The organism is Streptomyces sp. CB02058, assembly GCF_001905505.1.
Taxonomy (GTDB): domain Bacteria; phylum Actinomycetota; class Actinomycetes; order Streptomycetales; family Streptomycetaceae; genus Streptomyces.
The window spans coordinates 719953-736658 of record NZ_LIPG01000003.1 but is presented as its reverse complement, the minus strand read 5'-3'; the positions used below and the strand labels follow the sequence as shown (position 1 = coordinate 736658).

Below are 16706 nucleotides of genomic sequence, written 5' to 3'. Positions count from 1 at the left end.
TGGGGGGCACCTCAACTACGCTCGTGGCGCTTCTTCAGCGCATTGCGACGCACCTCGCGCCCGACGGCCAGAAAGAACGCCGGATAGCTGCGCTCTACATGAAGTGCGAGCTCCCTGGCGACGGCGTGACGCTCCGGGAGCCGGTTGATCGGCACCATCATCGCGGCGTGGTGCTCCACGTGAAGATTATTGCCATTGGTGAACCAGCGGCTGAGCCAACTTCCGGTGATCGTGCGCGTGTTCCGCAAAACGTCCGTGCTGTCGTTATCGCACAGGATGTGTTCGGGCAGCTCCAGCCAGAAGTGCATGGGTACCGCGATCACCAGGGGGAGCAGCCACAACTTCAGCACCAGTTCTCCATGACCCATGATCGTCACCGCGAGAGCGGCCACGACCGGCACGGCGAGGGCCCGGTACTCGTTGATCACGTCGGCCCGGCGCCGCCGGGAGATCTGCCCGGCGGTGTACTCCCAGCGGCCGGCCCAGCAGCGGCCGATGGTGGCGAGCGGTGAGAGCAGCCGCCCGTAGTTGAACGACTCGCGGAACAGCACGCCCCAGGTGAGGGGCTGACGGGTGTCGAACCCGAAGAATTCGGTGTCCTGGGCGGTTCCCAGGAAACGGTGATGCTGGAGATGAAGCACACGGTAATGGCTGTAGGAAACCAGCATCGGCAGACCGAGAAGGAAACCTACGGGGCGGTGCGGACGCGCCGATCTGAAAGCAGAATGATGAAGACACTGGTGCTGGAGTTCCACCATATGAACGTAGACAGCAGCCAGCAGAATAATTCCTACGGTCTGCCCCGGCCACCCCGTAAAGAGAATGAGTAGCACGGCGGCGGCGCCGAGTATTAACGCGACAATAAGTTTGAGGATGAAGTTGAACTGGTCCTGCGGCGCCACTTTGTCCCGACGGAAAAGCAGATGAGAAGCAGTGGCATCCGGATCTACAGCCATGACTGGTACCCCCTCGACGAACATTCGCAAAGGTTCAGAGACAAGGACCGCAAGAAAATGCATGCGTAAGAGGCGGCCGGGCTCGTCAATGACTTCGCTGCCCGCGACGGCGGACGACAGGGCCCGTGCACACCACATGAGGAATCGACCACAACGGCGTCACGGACGCCGGACCCGCAGGGGCTTCAGGGGGAGGTGACACCCTCGAAGCGGCTGGGGCTGACCCCGTTCTCGACGAGGCACCGGGCCTGCGCCAGCGGCGTGGCCTCCTCGAAGAGCCTGTTGAGCAGCAGGCCTTCCAGCTCGAGGGACTGGTCCTCGGTCACCTCGGAAAGCTCCAGGACCCGGGCGATGACCTGCAGCGCGAGCAGCGAGTAGCCCCCGAGCTCGAAGAAGTCGCTCTTCTGCGGGTCGATGTCCGCCCGCGGTCGCTCCAGGGTCTCGGCCCAGACGTCCGCCACGATTTCGGCGACAGGGGCCGCCTCGGCGGAATAGTCCGTTCCACCGTTCTCCGATATCGGTCCCTGGTCCGCGCGTTCCTCAGTCAACTGATTCCAACCCCCCGTGCGTGTACTCGGCTTCGCTGAACCTGGTGCAGTGGAATGCCATGGCAAGCATCTTGCGGTCGTGGTCCCTCGCCGGCATGGCCCTCTGAGATGCTCCGAATCGAACCACACCGCCAGAGCGTCCACAAGTGGGATCATGAAAAAGCCATTTGACGGAGCGTCATACTGCCCAAACCGGTCAGATGGTGAAGCAACACCGGGAACCAGCGGAATGCTGGATCCGGCCGCCGAATTCGCTGTACGGTTCCTCCCGCCCGGCCCCGGCCCGCAGAGACGGCCTGCCGCATCGGAGTGACCCTGACGTCCCCCGGACCTCAATCGCCGGGAACTTTCGGATGAATAGGAGTCGGCTGTGCCGATGTCGCCCCATCGAACACTCGGAGTCCTCGGCGGGATGGGACCCGCCGCGACGGCGGAGTTTCTCGCCTCACTCGCCGTACGGGTACCGGCACGGACCGATCAGGAGCATCCGCGCATCATCATGCTCTCCGACCCGGCCATACCGGAGCGGACGGACGCCATCCTGACCGGAAGCGACGCACCGCTGCCGCACATCAGGGACGGGCTGCTGAGCCTCGCCGGCTGGGGGGCCGATCTGCTGGCCGTGCCGTGCAACACCGCCCATGCCTTCGTGGACCGTGTCCGCACCCAACTGCCCGTCCCCGTCGTGCACATCGTGGACGCCACGATGCGCGAGGCGATGCGCGTGTCACCCCGGGGCGGCTGGCTCGCCGCCACCACCGGCACTCTGGTCGGCGGGCTGTACCAGGAGTACGCCCGGCGGGTCGGCTACCGGCTGCTGGTACCGCAGGACACCGAGCAGAAGGAGATCCACGAGACCAGCGTGCTGGTGAAGGCGAACCGCACGGACGAGGCCGGCGACCGCTACGAGCGCGCGATCCGGTCGCTGTGGCAGCGCGAGGAGCTGCCGGTCCTGGCAGCCTGCACGGAGCTGCCGATCGCCTACGCCGCGACCGGTCTCCCCCCGGACATGACGGTGTCCAGCCTGGACGCCCTCGCCATGGCCTGCGCCGAGGAGCTGTACCGGGGGTGACTCAGGAACCGTCGCCGGTCCCGGGGGGTACGGGCGGGGCGTCGAGCACGAGATCCGCGACATCGGCGGCGCTCGCGAACCTGACGTCCCCCCTCCCCAGGGCGAACTGGATGAACTGTTCGAGCGCGTGCAGTCGCGAGGGCCGCCCGCTCAGGAACGGATGCATGGTCAGCATGCACAGCGAACCGTGCTGCCGCATCGCGTCGAGCTCCGAGCTCCACAGATCGAGGACCTTCGAGGGGGCCTCGATCAGCTGGCCTATGTTCGGCTCGGGGAGGAACGCGTACTGCTCCCAGTCGTCCAGCAGCCAGTGCGGCGGGAGTTCGGCGATCCGGTGACCACCCGCGCGGAGCGTGTACGGCCGGTCGTCGTCCATCAGCGACGAGTCGTAGCGCAGACCGAACTCGCCCAGCATGTCCAGAGTGCACCGGGTCATCTCCCAGTTGGGAGCCCTGTATCCGGTCGGCTCCACACCGAAGCGGCCCAGCGCCTTGAGGGCGAGCTCCAGTTCCTCGCGCTGCTCGTCCGGTGTCAGATGCACGGGGTGCCGGTGCGTGTACCCGTGCAGGGCGATCTCGTGGCCCCGCTCCCGCACCGACTCCACCACGGACGGCCAGCGTTCGGCGCTCACACCGGGGATGAAGAAGCTGGACGGAAGGTCGTAGCGGTCGAGCAGGTCGAGGATCCTGCCGACGCCCACCCGCGGCCCGTACGCCTGGTGGGTCATGGTGGTCAGATGGTTCGCGTAGTGCTCGCCCCGTGCCAGCACGGGCGACTCCGCGTCCACGTCGAACGACAGCACCACCACGGCCGAGGCACCCTGCAACCACTCACCGGACGGGAGCCGTTCGGGATAGTCCAGCACCCCGGTTCCGGGGATGCCCTCGGTCGTCGAAGCGTCCCCTGGACAGTGATCGTTCGTCATGTAGCATGCCTCCACTTGTTCGAAGCGCGCCTGCCCACGGACCGAGACGACCGCTCGGACGACAGCAACGGGGGGATCAGCCATGAGCGACGAAGCCCAGGACACGACGCTTTTCCGGGTCGTAGTGAACCATGAACAGCAGTTCTCCATCTGGCCGTTGGGACGCGACCTTCCCGCAGGCTGGAGCGACGAGGGGACGCGGGGACCGAAGGCGGACTGCCTCGCCCATGTGGACCGGATCTGGACCGACATGAGGCCTCTGAGCCTGCGGCTCCACATGGAGAACGGCACCACCTCGTAGCCGCCCGGCCTCCACCGCGCAGCGCAGCACCACGTGTCCAGCACACACCACAGGGGAACTGTCTCGTGTCTGTCAGCACGACCATCGCCATGTCCATCGGAGGCCGGCCGCACGGCGGCACAGGCCTGGCGCCCGTCGAGAATCCCGCCCTCGGCCGCACGTTCGCCCACGCTCCGCTCTGCACCCCGGATCAGCTCGACGAAGCCGTGGCGGCCGCTCGCTCCGCCGGCCACGACTGGGCTGCGGCGACCGAGGACGTGCGCAGGGGCCATCTGCTCGCCTGCGGGAAGGCGCTCGCCGACCGGGTGGACGAGGTCGCCGGACTCCTCACCCGTGAACAGGGCAAACCGCTGGGCGACGCACGGGCGGAAGTACAGCTGGCCGCGGGCTGGTTCGCCGACACGGCGGCACTCACCCTGGAGCCGGAGAGCCTCGTCGCCGACGAGGCGTCCCGGATCGACATGGCCCGGGTGCCGCACGGCGTCGTGGCGGCCATCGCCCCGTCGAACTTCCCCATCATCCTCTCCATGTGCAAGGTGGCACCGGCTCTGCTCGCGGGGAACACCGTCGTGCTCAAGCCGTCGCCGCAGACTCCGCTCTCGACCCTGCGGGTGGGCGAGATCCTCCAGGACTGTCTGCCACCCGGGGTGCTCAACGTCGTCTCCGGCGACAACGACCTCGGAGCGGCGCTCTGCACGCACCCCGGGGTGCGGATGATCTCCTTCACCGGATCGGTGGAGACCGGACGCGCCATAGCCCAGCAGGCCGCGGGGGACTTCCGGAGGGTCGTCCTCGAACTGGGCGGGAACGACCCTGCGATCGTGCTGCGGGGCAGTGACCCGGCGTCGGTCGCCCGGTCGCTCTTCTTCGCCGCGATGGCGAACAACGGCCAGTTCTGCGCGGCGGTCAAGCGGATCTACGTGCCGCGTGAGAGCGGCCCCGCCTTCGTGGACGCCCTGGCGGACCTGGCCGGGTCCGTCACCGTGGGGGACGGCATGGACCCCGCCACCGACTTCGGCCCCCTGATCAGCCGGGCCCAGCGCGATCGCGTCGCCGGGCTGGTGGACGCCGCGGTGGCGGCCGGGGCCAGGGTGGTCGCCGGCGGACAACCGCTCGACGGCGAGGGCCACTTCTACCGGCCGACCGTCGTCACCGGCCTGCCTGGGGGGACCGCCCTCGAACAGGAGGAGCAGTTCGGGCCGGCCATCCCCGTCATCGCGTACGACGACGTGAGCGAGGCCGTCGACCGGGCGAACGGCACCCGCTTCGGCCTCGGAGCCTCTCTCTGGGGCGACCCCGAGACGGCCCGTTCGCTCGCCGGCTCGCTGGACTGCGGCACCGTGTGGACCGACACCCACGGCGACCTCAGGCACAACGTGCCGTTCGGCGGTGCCCGCAGCTCCGGGGTGGGCGTCGAGTACGGGCACTGGGGCCTGCTCGAATACACCCGTATCAAGGTGCTGAACCGTGCCACGCGCTGACTCCGGAGACCTGGGCACGGCGTGGTTCCGCCGCCACCCCGTCGACGGTGCCCGGATCCGGCTGCTGTGCCTGCCGCACGCCGGCGGGTCCGCCGTGCTCTTCCACAGCTGGCAGAAGCGGCTGCCCCCGGATGTCGAAGTGGTCGCCGTGCAGTACCCGGGACGGCAGGACCGCCTCGCGGAGCCGTGCGTGACGGACATGGACGAGCTCGTCGGCCACATCACCGCGGCGGTGCGGCCACTCCTCGATCTGCCGCTGGCGGTCTTCGGGCACAGCATGGGCAGTTCGGCGGCGTACGAGACGGCCAAGGCACTCGAACAGAAGCACGGCTTCGTGGTCGACCATCTCTTCGTCTCCGGCCGGGGTGCCCCGTACTCCGTCCGCGGTCGTTTCCGCGGGCCGCTGGACGACAGGACGCTGATCGGCTACGCACGAGGACTGGGCGGGCGGCACGCGGCGGCGTACGACGAGCCGACCCTGGCGCCGTTGATCATGCCCGCGCTGCGCGGCGACTTCCAGCTGCTGCACGACTACCGGCCGTCCGACCCGGTGGCGCTGAGCGCACCGGTCACGGCGTTCGGAGGCGAGTCGGACCCGGTGTGCACCCGGGAGGAACTGCTGTCCTGGGCCCGGACGACCTCACACGAACTGGACGTCCGGACCTTCCCCGGGGGCCACTTCTACCTCATGGAGCAGGAGGAGGACCTGCTGGCGCACGTCTCGGAGCGTCTGACGGCGGGCCACCGCCCCGGAACGGGACGGGCACTCGCTCCCGATTCCTGACCCGGGACGGCCGCTCCGCGAGCCGGCCGCACAACTCCCGTGTCCCGGTGCGCGGTTGCGCGCACCGGGACTCCGCACCGGGGTGCCTCAGGGACGGCCGGGTGCCGGTTCCGGGGCGGGGTCGAGGGCCGCTTCCGGGGCGGGCTCGAGGGCCGCTTCCGACCCCTGACCTGCGGGCTTCTTCCGTCCGGGCGTGTGGTTGAACAGCAGGTTCAGCAGGAACGCCGCGACGGTGGCGCTGGTGATCGCGCTGCCGCCGATGATCTGCACCCAGGTCGGGAAGGCGTGGTAGAAGTCCGGCGCCACCACCGGAAGCATGCCGACACCGATGGCGACGGCGACGATGAGCAGGTTGCTGGTGCCCTCGAACTCCACCTTGCGCAGGGTGCCGATGCCGACGGCGGTGACCGTGGCGAACATGACGAGCCCGGCGCCGCCGACGACCGGGCCCGGCAGGGAGGCGACGATCTCTCCGAGCTTCGGGATGAGGGCGAGGACCACGAGGATCGCGCCGGCGACGGCGGCGACGTAACGGCTGCGCACCTTGGTCATGCCGACCAGGCCGACGTTCTGCGCGAACACGGTGTCGAGGAAGCCGTTCATGACACCCCCGAGGACGCCGGAGAGGCCGTCGGCGGCGAGTCCTCGCGCCAGGTCCTTGCGGGTGACGGGACGGCCGGTCATCTCGCCGACGGCGAGCATGTCCGCGGTGGACTCGGTGAAGATCACCAGCATGACGACGCACATGGAGATGACGGCGGCGACGGGGAACTGCGGGGCACCGAAGTGGAACGGGGAGGCCAGGCCGAACCAGTCGGCCCCGCCCACGGACGAGAAGTCGGTCAGGCCCATGGGTACGGCGATCGCCGTACCGACGATCAGCCCGAGCAGCACGCCGAGCTGGGAGAGGAAGCCGCTGGTGAAGCGGTTGACCAGGACGATGAGCAGGACGATGCCGCCGGCCAGGGCGAGATGGCTGGGTGCCGCGTAGTCCTTGGCGGCGGGATCCTGGCCGGCGATCAGCCCGGCCGCGACGCCGATCAGGGAGAGTCCGATCACGGTGATGACGGATCCGCTGACCAGCGGCGGGAAGAACCGCACCGCGCGGGCGAACGGTATCGCGACCAGCAGTCCGAAGACACCGGCGGCGATCATGGAGCCGTACACCGCCTGCAGACCGTACTCGCCGGCTATGAGGATCATCGGGGTGACGGCGGCGAAGGTCGCCCCCGCCACGACCGGCAGCCGTACGCCGAGCACGTTGCCGATGCCGAGTGCCTGGAGCAGGGTGATCAGTCCCGCCACCAGCAGGTCGGCGTTGATGAGCAGACCGATGGTGGAGGTGTCGAGGCCGGCCGCGGCACCGAAGACGAGCGGCACGGTGACGCAGCCGGTGTACATCACCAGCACGTGCTGGAGACCGAGCAGCCCCAGCCGGGCGGGTGGCAGGACCTCGTCGACCGGGTGTCGGGGTGGTGCGGTGGTGGCGGACGCGGATGCGTCGGGGGACTGGGACACGGCGGGCCTCCGGGAGGCGAAGCGGAGCAGCGGAACGGGGAAGGAACACGAGCGGGACGGTCCGGGCCCACCGGCCCGAGCAGCGGGTCAACTTTTTGTTGACGCTGTTTCACTCGCGTTTCCCCGGACGCACAGCGGTGTTGCTTTTGCTGTCGCCGGTCCTGCGACGGTCTTCCGCGCCTCCGGACATCCCCTGCCGGCAGGTGCGGTACGGCCCCGATAGGGCGATACGTCACCGTCTGTTCCCGGAGCCGGTGCCCCTGGACACCGTCCGCATCCCGAGAGGCGGACGCCCCGCGCCCGACGGCCTTCCTCAGGCTCCGCGGGCCGCGCGCCCCTCAGCTCCGCGCGGCCCGCAGGGCCGTATACGGCCCGGTCGCGGCCCGGATCACCGGCCGGTCCCCCGACGGCCTCAGGGGGTGGCGGCCGAGACCACGTAGACGACGGGTGCGGCCGGGTCGGTCATGTTGACGGTGATGTTCTGGGTGGGGCGCGGGTCCTTGTTCTTGTGGACCGTGCCGGCCCAGTCGACCCCGGGCCCGAAGTACCAACCGGTGATCTTGATGTCCCGCTCGCCGATGGTGACCTTGCCGGTCTCCAGCGCGGCCCGGCCGGTGCCCATGCCGCTCAGGAAGCGGTCGAGCCCGGCGGATGTCGTGCGGAACTTCACGTACATCCGGCTGGCTTTCCAGTTGTTCGTCTCGTAGTACTGGACCCCGATCGCGTTGCCCGGGATGGGCAGCTCGAAGATCCGGCGCTGCATCCCGGACGGCCAGTCCTCACGCAGCCCCTGGGCCGCGGCCTCGGCCTCCTTGTCCTTGCCGGAGCGACGGCTCTGGCCCGCGGAGATCACCAGGTAGCCGGCCGGGATGCCGATGAGCAGCACGATGATGGTCAGCGTGATCAGGCGCCGGCGGATCACCCTGCGCCGGTCCTGAGGGGGCGTTCCCCCGCCGTCGCCGGGCGCACCCGTGGAGTCCGAGGAGCCGGCGGAGCCCGAAGAGCCGGACGAAGGGGGCTGGCGCGGCACGATGTGGTGCTCGGCTGCGGTCATGGTCGTGGTCCCTCGAAGCTGCGGTTCGGAGTGCGGGTGGCCGGGTGCCGCCTGGCGGCAGCGGGTCAGTCGACGGCCCGGGTGCTGCGCGTGCTGCGGATGGTGCTCGCGGCCTGGTCGTAGAACTGCGCGTACCGCTCGTAGCGCTCGACCCGGCGGCGGTTGGTCCGGCGGAACCTCCGGGCGACGAGACGGGCCAGGTCGGCGGCGCCGACCATGCCGGCCTCGGGGCCGAGCTGGGCCTTCGCGATGCGGGCCTCGGGGCGGTAGCCGCGGCCGGTGAGGTGGCGCTTGAAGGCGTCCCTGGCCGGGCCGATCAGCAGGTCGTCCGCCGCGCTGACGCCGCCGCCGATGACGAAGCAGGAAGGGTCCAGGGCGGCGGCGAGATTGGCGATGCCGACCCCGAGCCACTGGCCGATGTCCTGGAGGAGCTCGACGCACATCGCGTCGCCCTCGCGGGCCAGCTCCGTGATGAGCGGTCCGGTGATCTCGGGGATGTTGCCCTTGACCCGCTCGATGATGCCGTGCGCCACCGGGGAGTCCGCCGCGGCCAGCTCCCGGGCCTCGCGCACCAGGGCGTTGCCGGAGCTGTACTGCTCCCAGCAGCCGCGGTTGCCGCACGGGCAGCGGTGCCCGCCGGGCACGACCTGCATGTGCCCGAACTCACCCGCGACGCCGTACTTGCCGCGCTTGACGTGCCCGTCCTCCAGGATCGCGCCGCCGATGCCCGTACCCAGCGTGATCATGACCAGGTGGTCCTCGCCGCGCCCGGCGCCGAAGCGCCATTCCGCCCAGGCCGCCGTGTTGGCGTCGTTGTCGACCATCACGGGGACCACGAGGCGGGAGGCGATGGCGTCACGGAGAGGTTCGTCGCGCCAGGCGAGGTGCGGGGCGAACAGCACCTTGGAGCGGTCCGCGTCGACCCAGCCGGCCGCGCCGATGCCCACGGCGTGCACATCGTGCCGGTCGGAGAGGTCCAGGACCAGCTCGACGATGGTGTCCTCGACGACCTTGGGGCTCTTGGACTTGTCCGGCGTCTCGGTGCGCAGGGTCTCCAGGATGTTGCCGTCGGCGTCGACGACCCCGGCCATCACCTTCGTGCCGCCGATGTCGATGCCGACGGTGGGCACCCGGGGCGCCGTGAGGTGCGAGCGCCGCTCCCTGGTGCCGACGGTCCGCAGGACCGTGGCGCGGGCGGAGCCGCGGTGTGTGAAGTCGCGGTACGTGCTCATCGTCCCTGCGCAGGTCGGGGGGCCGGGCGGTCGTCGGTCCGGCGGCGGACGGCGTCCGCCGTGCACGATTCTGCCACTCCCGCGCCCCCGGAACCGGTCTCCGGGTCGGGGGCGCGGTGGACAAACCGTGACTTATGGTGTGTCGTCCCCGACCGGACGGCCACCGAGGTGGTCCGGCGACGGGGCTCGTTCGAGCTCGTGGCTGAGCTCGTCGAGCTCGCTCCCACCGGCCATCTGACGCGTCAGTTCGTCCAGGGTGACGTCGTCCTTGGTGTGGCTGCCGGACATCGCGCCACGCTTCAGCAGCACGAAACGGTCTCCCACGAGATAGGCGTGATGAGGATTGTGCGTGATGAGGACCACGCCCAGCCCGGCGTCCCTGGCGGCGGCGACGTACTTGAGCACGACGCCCGACTGCTTGACGCCGAGCGCCGCGGTCGGCTCGTCCAGGACGAGGACCTTGGCGCCGAAGTACACGGCGCGGGCGATGGCCACGCACTGGCGCTCACCGCCGGAGAGGGTGCCGATGGGCTGGTCCACGTCGCGCAGGTCGATGCCCATGCGCAGCAGCTCCGCACGGGTCGTCTCCCGCATCAGCCGTACGTCGAGCCGCTTGAACGGGCCGCTTCCCTTCGTCGGCTCCGAGCCGAGGAAGAAGTTGCGCCAGACCGGCATGAGCGGGACGACGGCCAGGTCCTGGTAGACGGTGGCGATGCCCCGGTCGAGCGCGTCGCGCGGATTGGCGAGCGTGGTCTCCTCGCCCTCGATCAGGAAGGTACCGGCGTCGTGCCGGTGCAACCCCGCGATGATCTTGATGAGGGTGGACTTGCCGGCGCCGTTGTCGCCGAGGACACAGGAGATCTCCCCCGCGCGGACCTCGAGCGAGACGTTCTCCAGGGCCTTGATGTTGCCGTAGTACTTGGCTACGCCGTCGAGCTCGACGAGCGCCGGACCGGCCGTGTCCCTGGGGGCCGGAGCCTGGGTGGCCGTCATTTCGTCGCCTCCGCGCGCTTGCGTACCCATGCGTTGAGCAGGGTGGCCAGGAGCAGCATCGCTCCGAGGAAGAACTTGAACCAGTCGGGGTTCCACTCCGCGTACACGATGCCCTTGCTGGTCATGCCGAAGATGATCGCGCCGACCGCCGAGCCGATCGCGGAGCCGTAGCCCCCGGTGATCAGGCAGCCGCCGATGACGGCGGCGATGATGTAGATCAGCTCGTTGCCCACGCCCTCGCCCGACTGCACCACGTCGTACGAGAAGAGCAGGTGCTGCCCGGAGACCCAGGCGGCGAAGGCGACGCCGAGGTAGAGGCCGATCCTGGTGCGGATGACCGGGACGCCGACCGCGCGGGCCGCGTCGGCCTCGCCGCCGACGGCGAAGATCCAGTTGCCGAAGCGGGTGCGGATCAGGATCCAGGTGGCGACCGCGACCAGCGCGGCCCACCACAGGATGGTGACCTTCAGCTCGACGTCACCGATGGTGAGGTACGAGGCGAAGACCTTGCGGGCGGACTCGAAGCCCTCCATGTTGCCGATGGTCTTGGTCGACACGGTGCCGCTGATCAGCTTGGTGAAGCCGAGGTTCAGGCCCGTCAGCATCAGGAACGTGCCGAGCGTGATGATGAAGCTGGGCAGCTTGGTGCGGGTCAGCATGAAGCCGTTGAACGCGCCGAAACCCAGCGTGACCAGCAGCGACACGAAGACGCCGACCCAGACGTTGGCGGTCATCTGGTAGCTGAACATCGAGGAGATCAGCGCGGAGCTGGTCACCATCACACCGGCGGAGAGGTCGAACTCGCCGCCGATCATCAGCAGCGCGACCGGCGCCGCCATGATCCCGATCGTGGAGGCCGCGTAGAGCACCGTGCCCAGGCTGGAGGCCTGGAGGAAGCTGTCGGCGGCGATCGCGAAGAAGAGGAAGACCGCCACCGCCCCGACGACGGAACCCAGCTCGGGGCGGCCGAGCAGCTTGCGCAGCGGGGAGGTGCGCATCAGGCGTTCGTCGGTGCGGGGCGCCACCGGTTGCCCGGTCGCCGTCATCGGGTCCCCCGCTGCGTGTACTCGGCGAGCGCTTCGGCGTCGTCGGCGGTGATGACCTGCGGTCCGGTCAGGACGGGCAGGCCGCCGCCGAGCACGTTCTGGTTGTAGCGGTAGAGCCAGAGCAGGTCGACGGCCTCGTACCCCTGGAGGTAGGGCTGCTGGTCGACGGCGAAGCCGAGGGTCTTGTCCTGGAGCTGGGTGGCGACGCTCGCGTTGAGGTCGAAGGTGTCGATCTCGGCCTTGCTCCCCGCGGTCTTCTTCGCCTTGACCGCGGCGGCGGCGAAGGGGGCGCCGAGGGTGACGACCGCGTCGATGCTCTTGTCCGAGTCGAGCTTGGCCTCGATGGACGCCTGGACGTCGGGCATGTTGGTGCCGTCGACGTAGAGGTTCTGCATCGTCCCCTCGAAGGTCTTCTTCGCCCCGGCGCAGCGCTGCTCGTGGCCGACGTTGCCCTGCTCGTGCAGGACGCAGAGCACCTTCTCGCGCTTCCGCGCGTTCAGCTCGTCGCCGACGGCCTCGCCCGCGATGGACTCGTCCTGGCCGATGTGGGTGAGCGCGCCGAACGCCTTGGACTCGGCGGAGCCGGAGTTCACCGTGATGACGGGGATGCCGGCCTTGACGGCCTTGGCCACGACGGCCTTCATCGAGTCGGGCTTGGCGAGGGAGACGATCAGGCCGTCGACCTTCTTGTCGATCGCGGTCTGGACGAGCTCGGCCTGCTGCTGGCCCTCGTCGTTGTGCGAGTACAGGAAGTTGATGTTGTCCTTCTGGGCCGCCTGCTTGGCACCCTTCTGGACGATGTCCCAGAAGGTGTCGCCATCACCCGAGTGGGTGACCATGGCGAACGTCCAGCGGGGCGTGTTCACCGCGGACCGGCCCTCGGCGGCCTGCTGGGCGGCGCGCTCCTCCGCCCGCTTGCCGCCGGTGCTGCTGCATCCCGCGAGGGAGGCCGCCAGTACCGCTGCCAGCACGGCGCCCATCGCGCGTACCCCTGTCCGAACCCTTGCCACGACGCCGTGCCCTTCTAGTGCTGCTCGTTGTGCTGCCTGGTGAGGCCGGGGGGAGCGGACTCGCCGCCCGGCGGGCCAAGTATCCCCGAGCCCGGTCCCGCCATGCCCGGCAGGGGCGCGGGCCGCGCCCTTCCGTCGTTCTAACGACCTAGCATGACCGCGTCAACACTTTTGTCCGAACATACGGACCGGAGGCTCGCCATCCGGTTTCCTCAGGGCCGCACGAGCAGCTGGAACTCGAAGGCGTACCGCGAGGCCCGGTAGACGTGCGAGCCGAATTCGACCGCCCGGCCGCCGTCGTCGAAGGTGGTCCGCTCCATCGTCAGCAGCGGGGCTCCCGGGGGCTCGGCGAGCAGCTCGCCCTCCTCCGCGGTCGCGGCCCTGGCCCCCACGGACTGGCGGGCGCTGTGCAGGGTGATCCCCGAGGCGCGCATCATCCGGTACAGGCCGGTCGTCTCCAGCCGCTCGGTGCCGAGGTCGAGCAGCTGGAGCGGGAGGTGGTTGCGCAGGAGCGCCATGGGCTCGTCGTGCGCGTACCGCACGCGCTCCACCAGATGGACGTCGGCGCCCTCCTCGACGCCGAGCGCGGCGGCGACCTCGGGCGTGGCGGGTTCGAGCGTGTTGCGCAGGACCCGGGTGGCGGGGTGCCGGCCGGCCGCCTCCAGATCGTCGTAGAGGCTGCTCAGTTCGAGCGGCCGCTTGATGCGGCTGTGCACGACCTGGGTGCCGACGCCCCTGCGGCGCACCATCAGCCCCTTGTCGACCAGCGACTGGATGGCCTGGCGGACGGTGGGCCGGGAGAGTCCGAGCCGCGCGGCGAGCTCCAGTTCGTTGCCGAGGAGGCTGCCGGGCGCCAGCCGCCCCTGCTCGATGGCCGCCTCCAGCTGCTGGGCCAGCTGGTAGTAGAGCGGGACAGGACTGGTGCGGTCCACGCCCAGCCCCAGGGCAGCGGAGTCGGCGGCGGGTTTGGGCACGGCAGGGAGCGTACCGCGTACGGGCGCGCCGCACCCTGCACTTTGTCAGGACATATAGTTGACAGTGCGCCGGGAGGGCGGCACGTTGGGTCCATGCGCATCGGACTCATCGGCACGGGCCGGATCGGTTCCTTCCACGCGGGCGTCCTGGCACACCATCCGGGAGTCGATTCCCTGGTGGTGACCGACCCCGACGCCGGCCGCGCCTCCCAGGTCGCGGCGCGGACGGGAGCCGTCGCCCTCGCCTCCGCCGACGAGGTCCTCGCCGCAGGGGTGGACGCGGTGGTGATCGCCTCGGCGACCTCGGCGCACGCGGAGCTCATCGGCCGCGCGGCAGGGGCCGGTCTGCCCGTCTTCTGCGAGAAGCCGATCGCGCTGGACCTGCCGGGCACGCTCGGCGCGCTGCGCGAGGTCGAGCGGGCGGGCGGGGTACTCCAGCTCGGGTTCATGCGACGGTTCGACGCCGGTTACGCCGCGGCGCGCGCCGCCGTGCGCGGCGGAGCGCTGGGCCGGCTGCACACCGTACGGGCGGCGACGTCCGACCCCGCTCCCCCGCCCGCCGCCTATCTGCCGCTCTCCGGCGGCCTGTTCAGGGACTGCCTCGTGCACGACTTCGACATCCTGCGCTGGGTGACGGGCCGTGAGGTGAGCGAGGTGTACGCCACCGGATCGGACGCCGGCCCCGCGATCTTCCGGGCGGCCGGGGACGTGGACACGGCCGCCGCGCTGCTGACCCTGGACGACGGCACGCTCGCCACGGCGACGGCGACCCGGTGCAACGGGGCGGGGTACGACGTACGCATGGAGCTCGCGGGTGAGCGCGACCAGATCGCCGTGGGCCTCGACGACCGTACGCCGCTCACCTCCGCCGAACCGCAGGGCCCGCCCGCGCCGGCCAAGCCGTGGCCCGGGTTCCTGGAGCGGTTCGCCCCGGCGTACGAGGCCGAACTGGACGCGTTCCTCGGCGTCGTACGCGGCGAGCGGGCGAACCCGTGCGACGGCCGGGAGGCGCTGCACGCGCTGCGCATCGCCGAGGCGTGCGAGCTGTCGCGCGCGGAACGACGCCCGGTGCGGCTCACGGAGATCGCCGAGGCCTGACCGCCGTACGCCGGACGGGGCGTCAGGCCGGCCGGGCGGAGAGCACCGTCCCCTGCGCCACCGCGCACAGGGTCTCGGCGCCCTCGTCGTCGGCGGTGAACAGCTCGCAGCGCACCACCGCCTGCCTGCGGCCGGTGTGGACCACCTCGGCCCGGGCGGTGAGGGTGCGGCCGCTCGCCGGGCGGACGTACTGGATGGAGAAGCCGCCGGTCAGGACCGCCGGACCGAGCGTCGTCCCGGCGGCGAAGGTGAGCGCGTTGTCGGCGGCGTAGGACAGCACACCGCCGTGCAGGAAGCCGTTCTGCTGGGTCAGCTCCTCGCGTACGCCGACTTCGAGTACGGCCGTGCCGTCCCCGAATTCCGTGATCCGCGCGCCGACGAGCCGGCTGAAGGGCTGGCTGTCGAGGACCTGCTGTGCCTGGTCGATGGAGAGGTCGCTCATGATGCCCGTCCCACCTCACCAGCGCACCGGCAGATGCCGGACGCCCCGCAGCAGCAGGCCGGGCAGCCAGTCGGGCTCGCCGCCGTCCGGGTCCCGCTCCAGGCCGGGGCACCGCTCCAGCAGCGCCTGGACCGCGATGCGGCCCTCCATGCGGGCCAGTGGCGCGCCCAGGCAGAAGTGGATGCCGTGGCCGAACGCCAGATGGCCCCGGGCCTCGCGCCGGATGTCGAAGGTGTCCGGGTCCGGGTAGCGACCGGGGTCGCGGTCCCCCGAGCCGAGGGCGACCAGTACGGCCTCGCCCCGGGGGATGACGGCCGAGCCGAAGGCCACGGACTCACGGGCGAAACGGAAGGTCGCCGTCCCGACGGGCCCGTCGTAGCGGAGCATCTCCTCGACCGCGCCGTCGATCAGCTCCGGCCGGGAGCGGAGCAGGGCCAGCTGCTCCGGGTGGTCGAGCAGCGCGCGGACGCCGTTGGCGATCAGGTTCACGGTCGTCTCGTGGCCCGCGACCAGGAGCAGGAAGGCCATGCCGATGAGTTCGTCCGGGGAGAGCCGGTCGCCGTCGTCGTCACGTGCCTGGATCAGGGCGCTCATCAGGTCGTCGCCCGGGGCGCGGCGCTTGTCCTCGATCAGCTCGACGAGATAGGCGCCCATCCTGTGCACCGCGTCGTCCTCCTCCTCCTGGGAGACGGGGGCGACGATCGCGTTGGACAGCAGGCGGAAGGCCTCACGGTCGATGTCTGGTACGCCGAGGAGCTCGCAGATCACCGTCATCGGCAGCGGGAAGGCGAACGCGTCGACGAGGTCGGCGCTCCCCTCGGGCACCATCGCGTCGAGGAGGCCCGCGGTGATCTCCTCGACGCGCGGGCGGAGCGCCTCGATCCGCCGGGCGGTGAACTCGCGTGCGACGAGCTTGCGCAGCCGGGTGTGGTGCGGGGCGTCCATCTCCAGCATGTTGGCGTTGATCGGATTGCTCCGCGCCGACCAGAGGTCGGTCGTCCGCCAGTCCTTGCTGAACCGCTGGTCGGCGAGGGCGGCGCGGGCCTCCTCGTAGCCGACGACCATCCAGATCCGCTCGAAGTCGTCGGTGCGGACCGCGTGCACGGGCCCCTCGGCGCGCATCTTCGCGTAGTACGGGTACGGATTCGCGCTGAAGTCCTCCGCTCCGCGCAGATCGACCACGGACATGCTCCCGCCCCCATCCCTAGGCTGACCGCTTCAGCCTAGGGGCCCCTTCACGTCCGGGCCTCGTCCTCGTGGAGGAGACAGCTG

At 70.3% G+C, this 16706-nt stretch carries 17 protein-coding genes; 5 read left to right on the top strand and 12 right to left on the bottom strand.

What is annotated here, in order from left to right; genetic code table 11:
• Nucleotides 1-11: 11 nt before the first annotated feature.
• Together AMK10_RS16855 and AMK10_RS16850 are read right to left on the bottom strand one after the other, a co-directional pair.
• Nucleotides 12-956, bottom strand: coding sequence for a fatty acid desaturase family protein (locus AMK10_RS16855; RefSeq protein ID WP_073749303.1), 945 nt, complete (start codon nt 954-956; stop codon nt 12-14).
• Between the two features lie 185 nt (nt 957-1141).
• Nucleotides 1142-1504 (bottom strand): phosphopantetheine-binding protein, encoded by a 363-nt coding sequence (locus AMK10_RS16850; protein ID WP_073748608.1) that lies wholly within the window; start codon nt 1502-1504, stop codon nt 1142-1144.
• A gap of 376 nt (nt 1505-1880) precedes the next feature.
• On the opposite strand from AMK10_RS16850, the gene AMK10_RS16845 reads away from it, so the two are divergent.
• Nucleotides 1881-2576: an aspartate/glutamate racemase family protein gene (locus AMK10_RS16845; RefSeq protein ID WP_073748607.1), complete on the top strand. Its 696-nt coding sequence runs from the start codon at nt 1881-1883 to the stop codon at nt 2574-2576.
• A gap of 1 nt (nt 2577) precedes the next feature.
• On the opposite strand, the gene AMK10_RS16840 is transcribed toward AMK10_RS16845, so the two are convergent.
• Entirely contained in the window at nt 2578-3501 is a 924-nt protein-coding gene (locus tag AMK10_RS16840) for a polysaccharide deacetylase family protein (protein WP_079180727.1), read from the bottom strand.
• Between the two features lie 82 nt (nt 3502-3583).
• Here AMK10_RS16840 and AMK10_RS16835 point away from each other — a divergent pair, with 82 nt between their 5' ends.
• From AMK10_RS16835 to AMK10_RS16825, 3 genes are all read left to right on the top strand, one after another.
• Nucleotides 3584-3802, top strand: a complete 219-nt coding sequence (locus AMK10_RS16835) for an MbtH family protein (RefSeq protein ID WP_073748606.1) — start codon at nt 3584-3586, stop codon at nt 3800-3802.
• A gap of 65 nt (nt 3803-3867) precedes the next feature.
• Nucleotides 3868-5283 carry an aldehyde dehydrogenase family protein gene (locus AMK10_RS16830; RefSeq protein ID WP_241839559.1) on the top strand — a complete coding sequence of 472 codons (1416 nt, stop codon included), beginning with the start codon at nt 3868-3870 and terminating at the stop codon, nt 5281-5283.
• Complete coding sequence (locus tag AMK10_RS16825; RefSeq protein WP_079180726.1) at nt 5270-6067, top strand: thioesterase II family protein; 798 nt, start codon at nt 5270-5272, stop codon at nt 6065-6067. Before AMK10_RS16830 ends, AMK10_RS16825 begins: the two co-directional genes overlap by 14 nt.
• Before the next feature lie 87 nt (nt 6068-6154).
• Here AMK10_RS16825 and AMK10_RS16820 read toward each other — a convergent pair whose 3' ends face one another.
• From AMK10_RS16820 to AMK10_RS16790, 7 genes are all read right to left on the bottom strand, one after another.
• Nucleotides 6155-7585: a nucleobase:cation symporter-2 family protein gene (locus tag AMK10_RS16820; RefSeq protein ID WP_241839558.1), complete on the bottom strand. Its 1431-nt coding sequence runs from the start codon at nt 7583-7585 to the stop codon at nt 6155-6157.
• A 412-nt stretch (nt 7586-7997) separates the two neighbouring features.
• Nucleotides 7998-8639: a hypothetical protein gene (locus tag AMK10_RS16815; protein WP_073748605.1), complete on the bottom strand. Its 642-nt coding sequence runs from the start codon at nt 8637-8639 to the stop codon at nt 7998-8000.
• Between the two features lie 65 nt (nt 8640-8704).
• Nucleotides 8705-9871: an ROK family glucokinase gene (locus AMK10_RS16810; protein ID WP_073748604.1), complete on the bottom strand. Its 1167-nt coding sequence runs from the start codon at nt 9869-9871 to the stop codon at nt 8705-8707.
• A 132-nt stretch (nt 9872-10003) separates the two neighbouring features.
• Entirely contained in the window at nt 10004-10864 is an 861-nt protein-coding gene (locus tag AMK10_RS16805) for an ATP-binding cassette domain-containing protein (RefSeq protein ID WP_073748603.1), read from the bottom strand.
• Complete coding sequence (locus AMK10_RS16800) at nt 10861-11910, bottom strand: ABC transporter permease (protein ID WP_073748602.1); 1050 nt, start codon at nt 11908-11910, stop codon at nt 10861-10863. The genes AMK10_RS16805 and AMK10_RS16800 overlap by 4 nt, the downstream gene beginning before the upstream one ends.
• Entirely contained in the window at nt 11907-12920 is a 1014-nt protein-coding gene (locus tag AMK10_RS16795) for a substrate-binding domain-containing protein (RefSeq protein ID WP_443333122.1), read from the bottom strand. The genes AMK10_RS16800 and AMK10_RS16795 overlap by 4 nt, the downstream gene beginning before the upstream one ends.
• A gap of 212 nt (nt 12921-13132) precedes the next feature.
• Nucleotides 13133-13894, bottom strand: coding sequence for a GntR family transcriptional regulator (locus tag AMK10_RS16790; RefSeq protein ID WP_073748600.1), 762 nt, complete (start codon nt 13892-13894; stop codon nt 13133-13135).
• Nucleotides 13895-13987: 93 nt separating this feature from the next.
• On the opposite strand from AMK10_RS16790, the gene AMK10_RS16785 reads away from it, so the two are divergent.
• Nucleotides 13988-14992 (top strand): Gfo/Idh/MocA family protein, encoded by a 1005-nt coding sequence (locus AMK10_RS16785; RefSeq protein WP_073748599.1) that lies wholly within the window; start codon nt 13988-13990, stop codon nt 14990-14992.
• A gap of 22 nt (nt 14993-15014) precedes the next feature.
• Here the strand turns inward: AMK10_RS16785 and AMK10_RS16780 are convergent, their stop codons facing one another.
• Together AMK10_RS16780 and AMK10_RS16775 are read right to left on the bottom strand one after the other, a co-directional pair.
• Nucleotides 15015-15434 carry a PaaI family thioesterase gene (locus AMK10_RS16780; RefSeq protein ID WP_073748598.1) on the bottom strand — a complete coding sequence of 140 codons (420 nt, stop codon included), beginning with the start codon at nt 15432-15434 and terminating at the stop codon, nt 15015-15017.
• Nucleotides 15435-15449: 15 nt separating this feature from the next.
• The gene (locus AMK10_RS16775; protein WP_073748597.1) at nt 15450-16622 is read right to left on the bottom strand and encodes a cytochrome P450 family protein; all 1173 of its coding nucleotides are present in this window, start codon (nt 16620-16622) and stop codon (nt 15450-15452) included.
• Between the last annotated feature and the right edge of the window lie 84 nt (nt 16623-16706).

Coding starts and splice junctions, on each gene's coding strand:
- AMK10_RS16815 (WP_073748605.1), bottom strand. CDS start 8,639: ATGACCGCAGCCGAGCACCACATCGTGCCGCGCCAGCCCCCTTCGTCC.
- AMK10_RS16855 (WP_073749303.1), bottom strand. CDS start 956: ATGGCTGTAGATCCGGATGCCACTGCTTCTCATCTGCTTTTCCGTCGG.
- AMK10_RS16775 (WP_073748597.1), bottom strand. CDS start 16,622: ATGTCCGTGGTCGATCTGCGCGGAGCGGAGGACTTCAGCGCGAATCCG.
- AMK10_RS16810 (WP_073748604.1), bottom strand. CDS start 9,871: ATGAGCACGTACCGCGACTTCACACACCGCGGCTCCGCCCGCGCCACG.
- AMK10_RS16835 (WP_073748606.1), top strand. CDS start 3,584: ATGAGCGACGAAGCCCAGGACACGACGCTTTTCCGGGTCGTAGTGAAC.
- AMK10_RS16785 (WP_073748599.1), top strand. CDS start 13,988: ATGCGCATCGGACTCATCGGCACGGGCCGGATCGGTTCCTTCCACGCG.
- AMK10_RS16800 (WP_073748602.1), bottom strand. CDS start 11,910: ATGACGGCGACCGGGCAACCGGTGGCGCCCCGCACCGACGAACGCCTG.
- AMK10_RS16840 (WP_079180727.1), bottom strand. CDS start 3,501: ATGACGAACGATCACTGTCCAGGGGACGCTTCGACGACCGAGGGCATC.
- AMK10_RS16845 (WP_073748607.1), top strand. CDS start 1,881: ATGTCGCCCCATCGAACACTCGGAGTCCTCGGCGGGATGGGACCCGCC.
- AMK10_RS16805 (WP_073748603.1), bottom strand. CDS start 10,864: ATGACGGCCACCCAGGCTCCGGCCCCCAGGGACACGGCCGGTCCGGCG.
- AMK10_RS16780 (WP_073748598.1), bottom strand. CDS start 15,434: ATGAGCGACCTCTCCATCGACCAGGCACAGCAGGTCCTCGACAGCCAG.